Source organism: Kitasatospora sp. NPDC001175, from assembly GCF_053598215.1.
On the sequence record NZ_JBSFJU010000038.1, the window covers coordinates 71,121 to 82,908 of the forward strand.

An 11,788-nucleotide genomic window follows, 5' to 3' on the forward strand; every position below is an offset into this window, starting at 1 on the left:
CGAAGATCGACCGGTCAGTGGCGGGCTGCGCAGGTCAGGATAGCTGGACCGGCTGAGTGAATCCTGGGTGGAGGTCGTGTGCACTCAGTGGACGGGCGGAGCCGCCGGACCGATCACGGTCGTCCACTGGGCCCAGGGCAGGTTCCACCCGTTGAGGCCGTTGTCGGCCAGCACCTGCACGCCCTCCTTACCGCGTACCTGGACCACGTCGCCGACCAGCGAGTGCGTGTACAGCCAGCCGGCCGGGCCCTCGTCGTCGCCGCCCTTCGCGTCCTCCAGGCCGATGCAGCCGTGGCTGGTGTTGGCGCTGCCGAAGACCTCCCTGGGCGACCAGTAGTTGCCGTGCAGGAAGGTGCCGGACTGGGTCAGCCGCATCGCGTGCGGCACGTCCTTGATGTCGTACTCGTCGCCGAGGCCCACGGTGTGCGAGTTCATCCGGGTCGCCTCGAACTTCTCCGAGACCACCATGGTGCCGAGATAGGTCGGGTGCCCGGAGCCGCCGGCCGAGACCGGCAGGGTGCGCAGCACCTGGGAGCCCTGGCGGACGGTCAGCGTGTGGTCGTCCAGGTCCACCGTGCTGATCTGGGCCCGGCCCACGGTGAAGTGGACGTCCTTGCGCTGGATGCCGTAGACGCCGGGCGCGCCCTGCGCGTCCCTCAGCCGCAGCGACAGGGTGACCCGGGTGCCCGGCCGCCAGAACCCCTCCGGACGGATGTCCAGCCGCCGGTCGCCGAACCAACGGCCGCGCACCGGCACCGGCGGCAGGACGTCGACCCCGATGCCCCGCTCGACGGCGACCCGGTCGGTGATCGGCCGGCTGAAGTGCAGCGAGAGGGGCATGCCGACGCCCACCGTGCTGCCGTCCTCGGGGCTGAAGAACGCCGCGAAGGTGTGTTCGGGGGTGACGGTGGTGAAGGCGATGTGGCTGACCGACCTCAGGCCCCAGGCGTCCTTGGCCACCGTGTCCAGCCGGTAGGGGGTGGCCAGGGCGAGTCCGGCGTCCGGGGTCCACTCGGTGCCGTCCCGGCTGATCCGGCCGTTCAGCTGGTTGCCGCCGCGGTCGGTCAGCCGGACCGAGACCAGCCGGCCCTTCTTGACCTTCACCCTGACCGAACCGTCCAGCGGGACGTTCTGGTCGCCGTCCGCCGGGCTGGTGGTGATCACGGCGCGCGAGGACCGCGCGAAGTCGTCGGACACCGGGAGGCCGGAGCAGCCGCTGAGCAGCAGCAGCCCGAGCGCCCCCGCACACCGCCCCAAGGCCTGTACCGCCGGGTGCATCGGCCCTCCCAGCTTCGGTTGTCCCGTCTCCACCGCCCGATGCCGGTGATAACGACCGCATCGTCGGGTGGACACGAGGGAACGATTTCATTCGGCGGACGCCGGGAGGACCAGCGTAAGGACAGAATCGTTCACGGTCCGTCACGAGACACACCGTCACGTGACACCGGCGGCCGATCAGGGAACAAGAGGGAGGCGGGGAACGGGACTCCCCGCGCTGGGAGGGTGCGGCCATGGCAGCGTGGCAGGAGCTGGGGCAGGAGACCCGTCGACGTGCGCCCGCCAGAGCCCACCCGGGCGGCACCACCCCGCCGCCCACCACCGCCGCCCCCTGGCCCGGCAGCTGGCAACCGCTCGGGGCCCGCTTCCGCACCGGCCCGGCCGGGCGCCGGGGCACCAACTTCGCGCTCTGGGCGGCCGGGGCCGAGGCCGTGGAACTCTGCCTGTTCGACGAGGACGGCCAGGAGACCCGGCACCCGCTCACCGAGCAGACCTTCCAGACCTGGCACGGCTACCTGCCCGGCGTCCTGCCCGGCACCCGCTACGGCTACCGGGTGCACGGCCGCTGGGACCCGTGGACCGGCGCCCGCTGGAACCCGGCCAAACTGCTGCTCGACCCGTACGCCCGCGCCATCGACGGCCACTACACCAGCCACGACGCGGTCTGCACCGCCGTCCGCAACTGGCCCGAGCGCGAGGTCGCCGACACCGTACGGGACAACCGGGACTCCGCCCCGTACGTGCCCAGGGCCGTGGTGGTCCATGACGACGACGACTGGTACGACGACCACCGCCCCAAGACCCCGTGGGCCGAGACCGTCCTGTACGAACTGCACGTCCGGGGCTTCACCATGCGCCACCCGGGTGTTCCACCGGAACTGCGCGGCACCTACGCCGGCCTGGCCCACCCCGCGGCGCTGGAGTACCTGGTGGACCTCGGCGTCACCGCCGTCGAACTGCTGCCGGTCCACCACCACGTCAGCGAGGACCACCTCCAGCAGCGCGGGTTCACCAACTACTGGGGCTACAACACGCTCGGCTACTTCGCCCCGCACGCCGGGTACTCCGCCTGCGGCAGCCGGGGCCAGCAGGTCGGCGAGTTCAAGCGGATGGTGCGGGCCCTGCACGCGGCGGGCATCGAAGTGATCCTCGACGTGGTCTACAACCACACCGCCGAGAGCGGTGTGATGGGTCCGGCCCTCTCGCTGCGCGGCATCGACAACACCGCGTACTACCGGCTCGACCGCAGCCGCCGCGGCTACGCCGACTACACCGGCTGCGGCAACACCCTGGACACCCGGCAGCCGCAGGTGGTCCGCCTGATCACCGACTCGCTGCGCTACTGGGTCACCGAGATGGGCGTGGACGGCTTCCGCTTCGACCTCGCCGCGGCGCTCGCCCGGGGCGGCGACGGCGTCGAGATGCACCACCCCTTCCTGGCCGCGGTCTCCCAGGACCCGGTGCTCAGCCGGGTCAAGCTGATCGCCGAGCCCTGGGACGTCGCCCCCGGCGGCTACCAGGTCGGCGGCTTCCCCCCGCTGTGGGCCGAGTGGAACGACAAGTACCGCGACACCGTCCGGGACTTCTGGCGCGGCGCCCGCCGCGACGTACGGGAGCTGGGCTACCGGCTCTCCGGCTCCTCCGACCTCTACCAGCGCGGCGGGCGCCGGCCGTACGCCTCCGTCAACTACGTCACCGCTCACGACGGCTTCACCCTGCGCGACCTGGTCTCCTACCAGCGCAAGCACAACGAGGCCAACGGCGAGGACAACCGGGACGGCACCGACGACAACCGCTCCTGGAACTGCGGCGCCGAGGGCGAGACGCCCGACGCCGCCGTCCGGGACCTGAGGCACCGCCAACTGCGCAACATGATCAGCACACTGCTGCTCTCAACCGGCGTCCCGATGCTCACCGCCGGGGACGAGCTCGGCCGCACCCAGGACGGCAACAACAACGCCTACTGCCAGGACAGCGCGGTCAGTTGGCTGGACTGGTCACTGCTGGAGGACCCCGACTGGCGGGCACTGCACGACCTGACCGCCCGGCTGATCCGGCTGCGGCGGGCGCACCCGGTGCTACGGCAGCGCGCCTTCTTCTCCGGACACGCCACGGTGCCCGGCGGGCAGCAGGACCTGACCTGGTTCAACGCGCGCGGACGGGAGATGACCGAGGCGGACTGGTTCGCGCCGACCGCCGTGCTCGGCATGCTGCTCTCCGGCAGCGCGATGTCCGAACGGGACGAGCACGGCTGCGACCTCACGGACGACAGCTTCCTGCTCCTGCTCAACTCCGGCCCCCAGAGCCTCCCCTTCACCCTGCCCGGCGCGCCCTGGGCCGCCGCCTACGAGTCCGTCCTGGACACCGCCCGCCCCGAGCTCACCAGTCGCACCCACCAGGCCCTGGCCACCATCCAACTCGCGGCCCGCTCCTGCCGGTTGTTCCGCATCGACGCGGACCAGCCGCTCGTGCCCGCGCGGAACGGCGCAGCCGGCAACCCGCCGCCGTAACGGTCCCCGACGAGGCCGTTCTGAATCGGAACCACGGTGCGACCATGGCCAGTTCATGTCGTCCGGCCGGTAAAACCAGGTGAGAAGTGGCGACCGTCGCGCCTACCCTCTGCGCGATGGCCACGAACCAAACCCCCGTTCCCGTCCACCGGTCCACGGTGCGCTCACTGCTGCGCCTGTGGCCCTACGCGCGCGAGATCCGCTGGCGGATCGCCGGCTCGGTCACCGCCGCGCTGATCGCCTCCGGCAGCGTGCTGGTCGTACCACTGGTGCTCCGCGCCATCGTGGACGGCCCGATCGCCGACCACGACCTGCACGCGCTCTGGCCGCTGGCCGGAGTGCTCCTGCTGCTCGGTCTGGCCGAGGCCGGACTGTTCGGCGTCCGCCGGGTGCTCGTGGCCCGCCCGCTCGCCCGGGTGGAACAGGCCATGCGCGGCGACCTCTACGCCAAGCTCCAGCGCCTGCCGGTCTCCTTCCACGACCGCTGGCCCTCGGGGCAGTTGCTCTCCCGGGCCACCTCCGACATGTTCACCATGCGGCTGTTCCTGGCCTTCCCGCTGGTCTTCCTGATCGTCAACTCGCTGGTCTTCCTGACCGGTACGGTGCTGATGTTCACCCTGGACTGGCGGCTCGGCCTGATCACCCTGCTGCCCACCGTGCCGCTGGTGATGCTCACCCGCCACTTCGAGGGCAAGTACGCCACCCTCGCCCGGCGCGCCCAGGACCAGAACGGCGACCTGGCCACCGTGATCGAGGAGTCCATCCTCGGCATCCGGATCCTCAAGGCCTTCGGCCGCCACCGCACCATGGCCGAGCGCTTCCGGCAGCAGGCCCGCGAACTGCGCGGCACCGAACTGGCCAAGGCCGACCAGCTCGCCAACCTGTGGGCCGTGATCGTCGGCCTGCCGGAGATCGCCCTCGGCTTCGCCCTCGCCCTCGGCGCGGTCCGGGTGGCCGACGACGAGCTCACCGCCGGCACCCTGGTCGCCTTCCTCTCCACCGCGCTCGCCCTGCGCTGGCCCGTCGAGTCGCTGGGCTGGCTGCTCGCGTACGCCAACGAGGCCGCCACCGCGACGGACCGCTTCTTCGAGGTGATGGACGAACCCGAGCATGCCGACCAACCCTCCGGCCACCCCGCCGAGGCGGACCGGGGCATCCGGTTCAGCGACGTCCGCTTCCGCTACCCGGACGCCCCCGCCGACTCCCCCGACCTGCTGTGCGGGATCGACCTGCACATCCGCAGCGGCGAGACGATGGCCCTGGTCGGGGCGACCGGCAGCGGCAAGACCACGCTCACCGCACTGCTCCCCCGGCTCTACGAGGCCACCGGCGGCCGGATCACCCTGGACGGCACCGACATCCGGGACATCCCCCGGCAGCGGCTGCGCGAGCTGGTCTCGGTCGCCTTCGAGGAGCCGACGCTGTTCTCGGCCACCGTCCGGGAGAACGTGCTGATGGGCTCACCCGGCGCCGATGACGGCCGGCTCGCGGCCGCCCTGGCCACCGCTCAGGCGGGCTTCGTCGAAGGGCTGCCCGCCGGGGCCGACACCCAGGTCGGTGAGCAGGGGCTCAGCCTCTCCGGCGGCCAGCGCCAGCGCCTGGCACTGGCACGCGCGGTGGTCGGCGAACCCGGCTTCCTGGTGCTCGACGACCCGCTCTCCGCACTGGACGTGCACACCGAGTCCCTGGTCGAGCAGGCGCTGCGCCGGGTCCTCGGCTCCACCACAGCGCTGGTGGTGGCACACCGGCCGAGCACCGTACTGCTCGCCGACCGGGTCGCGGTCCTCGACCAGGGCCGGATCGTCGCGGTCGGCACCCACCAGGAACTGCTGCAGAGCTCGCCGGTGTACCGCGAGCTGATGTCGGGCCAATCCGGCGCGCCGGCAGCCCCCGCGCTCGAAGGGAGCCCCGCCTGATGACCACCACCGTCGAACCCGCGAAGTCCGCTCCGGACACGGAGGCCGTCAGCGAGGCCGACCGGCTCCCGTCGGTGGCCGAGGACGAGGACATCCCCGTCCCGCCCGGTGCCGCCCGCGCCCTGCTGCGCGAACTGCTCGGCCCGCACCGCGGCCGGATCGCCGTCGCGATGCTGGCGATCCTGGTCCAGCAGGCCGCGCTGCAGTCGGGCCCGCTGCTGGTCGCCGTCGCGATGGACCGGGGCATCCCGGCGCTGCGCCACCACGACAGCGGCCCACTGGTCGCCGTGATCGCCGCCTACCTGGGCTGCGGCCTGCTGAGCACCGCGCTGCAGTGGGCGTTCATCCGCCTCAGCGGCCGGATCAACCAGGACATCCTGCTCGACCTGCGCGGCCGGCTCTTCAAGCACGCCCAGCGGCTCAGCCTGGACTTCCACGAGCGCTACACCTCGGGCCGGATCATCTCCCGGGCCACCAGCGACGTGGACGCCCTGCGCGAGCTGCTCTCCGAGGGCCTCCAGGAACTGCTGACGGTCATCCTCTCGGTCTGCTACATCACCGTGGTCCTGCTGGTGATGGACTGGCGCCTGGGCCTGGCGGCCCTGGTCTCCTTCCTGCCGATGTACCTGGCCGTCCGCTCGTTCCGGCACCGCTCGCTGCGGGTCTACCGGCGTTCCCGGACGGCGTCGGCCGAACTGATCGTCAAGTTCACCGAGACCATGAACGGCATCCGCCCGGTCCAGGCCTTCCGCCGCGAGGCCGCCAACAACGAGGGCTTCGCCGCCGCCAACCGCCGGTCGGCCGTCGCCACCGCGGACAGCCTGCTGGAGATGGCGCGCTACGTCGGCAGCTCCCGGGCCACCGCCAACACCTGGATCACCGGCGTGGTGGTGCTCGGCGCCTTCCTGGTCAACGACGGCAGCCTGGAACTCGGCGTACTCACCGCCTTCGTGCTCTACCTGCGGCGGCTGTACGACCCGATCGACCAGCTGGCGATGTTCCTGAACAGCTACCAGTCGGCGGCCGCGGCCCTGGAGAAGATGGCCGGTCTGCTCGCCCACGAGCCCGCCGTGGCCGATCCCGCCGCGCCCGTCCAGCTGCCGCAGAGTCCGTTGAAGGGCCGCGAGGTGGCCTTCGAACAGGTCCGCTTCGCGTACCGGACGGGCAAGGAGGTACTGCCCACCTTCGACCTGGTGCTGCCCGCCGGGCAGACCACCGCCGTGGTCGGCGCGACCGGGGCCGGCAAGTCCACCCTGGCCAAGCTGCTCGCCCGGTTCTACGACCCGACCGGCGGCCGGGTCACCCTGGACGGTGTCGACCTGCGCGACCTGTCCGCCGCCGAACTCCGGCGCGGGGTGGTCATGGTGACCCAGGAGTCCTTCCTGTTCTCCGGCACGGTCGCCGAGAACATCGCCATCGGCAAGCCCGGCGCCTCCCGCGAGGAGGTCGAGCGGGCGGCCCGGGAGATCGGCGCCTACGAGTTCATCGCGGCGCTGCCCGACGGTTTCGACACCGACGTCCGCAAGCGCGGCGGCCGGATCTCGGCGGGGCAGCGGCAGCTGGTGGCCTTCGCCCGCGCCCTGCTCGCCGACCCGGCGGTGCTGATCCTGGACGAGGCCACCTCGTCGCTGGACGTGCCGGGGGAGCAGGCGGTGCAGCGCGCCATGCAGACCGTGTTGGCCGGCCGGACGGCCGTGATCATCGCGCACCGGCTCTCCACGGTGGAGATCGCCGACCGGGTCCTGGTCATGGACCAGGGCCGGATCGTCGAGGACGGCGCCCCCGCCGAACTGATCGACGGACGGGGACGCTTCGCCGACCTCCACCACGCCTGGCGGGAGAGCCTCGTCTGAGGAACCGGGCTGCCGCCCGGCCGGTCCCGGCTACCTGAGCAGGCCCGCGTCCATGCCGGCCGTCTCGGCGGGGAGGGCGACCAGGCCGGGCTCGGCCGGGGAGGCGAGCAGGCGGTGGGTGGGCAGCACGCGGACGGTGTAGCCGAACGGGCCGGTACGGGAGAGTTCGAGTGAGCCCTCGTAGCGGTGCCGGCCGTCGAGGTCGGCACCGCCGGTCGGCTTGAGTTGGAGCACGACGCCGTCGAAGATCGCGTCGGACTCGTCCACCCGCCCGGACACCACCTGCACCTCGACGTCGGCCGGATCCAGCCTGCCGAGCGAGACCTGGACCCGGAGGGTGAGCGTGGAGCCCAGCTCCTGGGCCTCGGCCAGCCCCTCGGCCTCGACGTGCTCGACCCGCACGCCCGGCCACCCCTCACGGACCCGCGCCTTCCACTGCGCCAGCTCCCGCGCCCCGGCGCACGAGGGCTCGCCGAGCACCACCGGGCCGCTGAGCTCCCGCCGGGCCGCCGCCGCCGGCGCGTACAGCCGCTCGACGTACTCCCGGACCATCCGCCCGGCCAGGACCTTCGGACCGAGCGTGACCAGGGTGTGCCGGACCATGGCGATCCAGCGGTGCGGCAGCCCGTCCGCGCCCCGGTCGTAGAACCGGGCGGCGACCTGGTGCTCGATCAGGTCGTAGAGCGCGGCGGCCTCGAGGTCGTCCCGGCGCTCGGCCTCGGAGCTGTCCGGGTCGAGGGCGGAGCCGATGCCGTCGGCGGTCGGGATGGCCCAGCCGTTCTGGCCGTCGTACCACTCGTCCCACCAGCCGTCCAGGATGGAGAGGTTGAGGCAGCCGTTGAGGGCCGCCTTCATCCCGGAGGTACCGCAGGCCTCCAGCGGGCGGAGCGGGTTGTTCAGCCAGACGTCGCAGCCGGGGTAGAGGTGCTGGGCCATGGCCATGTCGTAGTCGGGCAGGAAGACGATCCGGTGCCGGACCGCCGGATCGTCGGCGAACGCGACCAGCTGCTGGATCAGGCGCTTGCCGCCGTCGTCGGCCGGATGGGCCTTGCCCGCGACCACGATCTGCACCGGCCTGGTCGGGTGCAGCAGCAGCTCCCGCAGCCTGGTCCGGTCCCGCAGCATCAGGGTGAGCCGCTTGTACGACGGGACCCGCCGGGCGAAGCCGATGGTGAGCACGTCCGGGTCCAGCACGCTGGAGACCCAGCCGAGCTCGGCCTCAGCCGCGCCGCGTTGGCGCCAGGAGGCGCGCAGCCGCTGCCGGGCCTCCTCGACCAGCTGGCCGCGCAGGGTGCGGCGCAGCTCCCAGATCTCGCTGTTGCCGATCCGCTCCAGCCCCGTCCAGCGCTTGGCCTCACCGGTCATCAGGGCGTCCTCGGCACGCTCCAGGCCGATCTCGGCGGCGCCGGCCTGGAACACGGCCGGGTCGATCCAGGTCGGTGCGTGGACGCCGTTGGTGATCGAGACGATCGGGACCTCGGTGGCGTCGAACCCGGGCCAGAGCCCGTTGAACATCGACCGGCTGACCTGGCCGTGCAGGGTGGAGACCCCGTTGGCCCGCTGGGCCAGCCGCAGGCCCATGGCGGCCATGTTGAACAGCTTGGGGTCGCCGCCGTCCCAGCTCTCGGCGCCCAGGGCGAGCACCTGCTCGACGGGCACCCCGGGCAGCGCCGCGTCGCCGCTGAAGTGGCGGGCCACCAGGTCGCGGTCGAAGCGGTCGATCCCGGCGGGGACGGGGGTGTGGGTGGTGAAGACGGTGCCGGCCCGGACCGCCTCCAGGGCGGCGGCGAAGTCCAGGCCCGGCTCGGCGGCGTCCTTCCGGTCGATCAGCTCGCGGATCCGCTCGAGGCCGAGGAAGCCGGCGTGGCCCTCGTTGGTGTGGAAGACGTCGGGTTCGAGGTGGCCGGTCAGCCGGCAGTAGGTGCGCACCGCGCGGACGCCGCCGATGCCGAGCAGCATCTCCTGGAGCAGCCGGTGCTCGCTGCCGCCGCCGTAGAGGCGGTCGGTGACGTCGCGGTCGGCCGGGCTGTTGGGCTCGATGTCGGAGTCGAGCAGCAGCAGCGGCACCCGCCCGACCTGGGCCTTCCAGATGTGGGCGGCGAGGGTGCGCCCGGCCGGCAGGGCCAGGTCGACCCGGCAGGGGCTGCCGTCGCTCTCCCTCAGCAGGCTGACGGCCAGCTCGTCCGGGTCGAGCAGCGGGTAGCGCTCCAGCTGCCAGCCGTCCCTGGAGAGCGACTGGCGGAAGTAGCCGTGCCGGTAGAACAGGCCGACGCCGATGATCGGCACCCCGAGGTCGCTGGCGGCCTTGAGGTGGTCGCCGGCCAGGATGCCGAGCCCGCCGGAGTACTGGGGCAGTGCGGCGGCGATCCCGTACTCGGGTGAGAAGTAGGCGACGGCGGCGGGCAGCGGGCCGTTGCGGTCGCCCAGGGACGCGGCGGACTGGTACCAGCGCGGTCCGGTGAGGTAGTCGCGCAGGTCGTCGTGGAGGTCGCCGAGTCTGCGCAGGAAGCGGCGGTCGCCGGCCAGCGCGGCCAGCCGGGTCGCCGGAACCTCGCCGAGCAGCCGTACCGGGTCCTCGCCGACCGCGGCCCAGACCTCGGGGTCGACGGAGCGGAACAGCTCCCTCGTCTCGGGGTGCCAGGACCAGCGGAGATTGAGCGCGAGTTCATGCAGCGGCTGGAGTTGTTCGGGCAGGACGGTGCGGACGGTGAATCTGCGGATTGCCTTCACGGCGTGAAGCCTAGACCCCGGCACTGAGGTGACGAGTCGTCAACTGTCGTATTGCGCACCCGTTCGGGCTATTGATGAGATCACATTCAGCGCACAGGGCCACACGGGGCGCGCGGGGGCGCACGCCATGACCCAGCTGCGCTCCAGGCGCGTGAACAGCCGGGAACAGCGCCGTTTCCGCTGGCCGATATGCCCCTGCCTACCGTCCGAAATCGCGCGCTTACCCATACGCAGGGCTTGCCGGTGGTGCGAGGATGCACAAAGGTCGTTGGTGCTGCGGGAAGTGCGATCCGGGTGGCGCCTCCCTGCTGCCCCACGGCCGGAGATCCTTGCGTTGACGAACCATCAAGCGCCTTCGTAGCCCATTCGGCCTCAGCCGCTGTCCTCACGCGTGTCCTGGCCCATGATCTGCTCGTTCACGGGTGGGTCGGGTCACTCCGGGGCGTGCTCCGAGGGCTGCGCGCCGGGACGCGCGCACGGCGGCGCGGGCAGGTTTTCCAGCCGGCCGTACGTACGTCCTCCCCCACACCCACGTAGTCCTCCCGGTACTCCCCCGGCCCCGCACGGCCCGCGGGAGCTGCCGCCGATCTCGGGCAGGAGCTTGGCATGCACGGCGACACACGGGACCAGTCCATCTCGGTGGCGGGCGGCCCCGATACACCCTCAGAGGCGGAACCGCCACTGCCGTCTCCTCGTGCGGCGGCCAACCGGGACACTGACCGTCAGACTCCTGATCAACGGACCCCGCGCGGGGTCGCCGCCCGGAAGACCGCGACGCCTCGCAAGCCGGCACCCCGGGCCTCCTCCCGAAGGGCCCCCGCCCGCAAGACGACAGAGAGCGACACCGTGATCGGCCGCATCCCCGTCCTTGACGTCACCCCCCTGATCGACGCCGGGCGCCGTCCGGCGAAGGCCGTGGTCGGGGAGAGTTTCCTGGTCACCGCCACCGTCTTCCGCGAGGGGCACGACGCGGTCAACGCCAACGTGGTGCTGCGCGACCCGCGCGGCCGCAGCGGCCCGTGGACGCCGATGCGCGAGTTGGCGCCCGGTACCGACCGCTGGGGCGCGTACATCGCCCCGAGCGCCCCCGGGCGCTGGTCCTACCTGGTGGAGGCCTGGTCCGACCCCGTCGAGAGCTGGCGCAAGACCGCCGCGGTGAAGCTGCCCGCCGGGATCGACACGGCGCTCGTCCTGGAGGAGGGCGCGAACCTGCTGGAGCGGGCCGCCGCAGGCGTCCCGAAGAAGGAGGGGCGCGCGCACGTCCTCGGCGCCGTGGACGCGCTGCGCGACCCCGGGCTGCCCCCGCTCAGCCGGCTGGCCGCCGCCCTCGCGCCCGAGGTGACCGAACTGCTGGCCCGCTACCCGCTGCGCGAACTGGTCAGCGCCTCCCGGCCGCTGCCGCTCCAGGTGGACCGGCAGCGGGCGCTGTTCGGGTCCTGGTACGAGTTCTTCCCGCGCTCGGAGGGCGCGGTGGTGGACCCGGACGGCAACCTCCCACCGG

At 72.5% G+C, this 11,788-nt stretch carries 6 protein-coding genes; 4 read left to right on the top strand and 2 right to left on the bottom strand.

All coding sequences use genetic code 11. From position 1 onward, the window contains the following. Nucleotides 1-84: 84 nt before the first annotated feature. Nucleotides 85-1,278, bottom strand: coding sequence for a L,D-transpeptidase (locus ACWDAK_RS25175; RefSeq protein WP_427396066.1), 1,194 nt, complete (start codon nucleotides 1,276-1,278; stop codon nucleotides 85-87). Between the two features lie 233 nt (nucleotides 1,279-1,511). Here ACWDAK_RS25175 and glgX point away from each other — a divergent pair, with 233 nt between their 5' ends. The 3 genes from glgX (at nucleotide 1,512) to ACWDAK_RS25190 (ending at nucleotide 7,557) form a co-directional block, all read left to right on the top strand. After that, nucleotides 1,512-3,788, top strand: coding sequence for a glycogen debranching protein GlgX (glgX, locus tag ACWDAK_RS25180; RefSeq protein ID WP_427396065.1), 2,277 nt, complete (start codon nucleotides 1,512-1,514; stop codon nucleotides 3,786-3,788). Nucleotides 3,789-3,904: 116 nt separating this feature from the next. Then, a complete protein-coding gene (locus ACWDAK_RS25185) occupies nucleotides 3,905-5,704 on the top strand; it encodes an ABC transporter ATP-binding protein (RefSeq protein ID WP_344640099.1) in 1,800 nt (599 codons plus the stop codon). Next, nucleotides 5,704-7,557: an ABC transporter ATP-binding protein gene (locus ACWDAK_RS25190; protein WP_344640098.1), complete on the top strand. Its 1,854-nt coding sequence runs from the start codon at nucleotides 5,704-5,706 to the stop codon at nucleotides 7,555-7,557. The genes ACWDAK_RS25185 and ACWDAK_RS25190 overlap by 1 nt, the downstream gene beginning before the upstream one ends. Nucleotides 7,558-7,587: 30 nt before the next feature. Here ACWDAK_RS25190 and glgP read toward each other — a convergent pair whose 3' ends face one another. After that, nucleotides 7,588-10,287, bottom strand: coding sequence for an alpha-glucan family phosphorylase (glgP, locus tag ACWDAK_RS25195; RefSeq protein WP_427396064.1), 2,700 nt, complete (start codon nucleotides 10,285-10,287; stop codon nucleotides 7,588-7,590). A gap of 846 nt (nucleotides 10,288-11,133) precedes the next feature. Here glgP and ACWDAK_RS25200 point away from each other — a divergent pair. Further along, the coding region (locus ACWDAK_RS25200; protein ID WP_427396063.1) for a maltotransferase domain-containing protein at nucleotides 11,134-11,788 on the top strand (655 nt) is incomplete at its 3' end.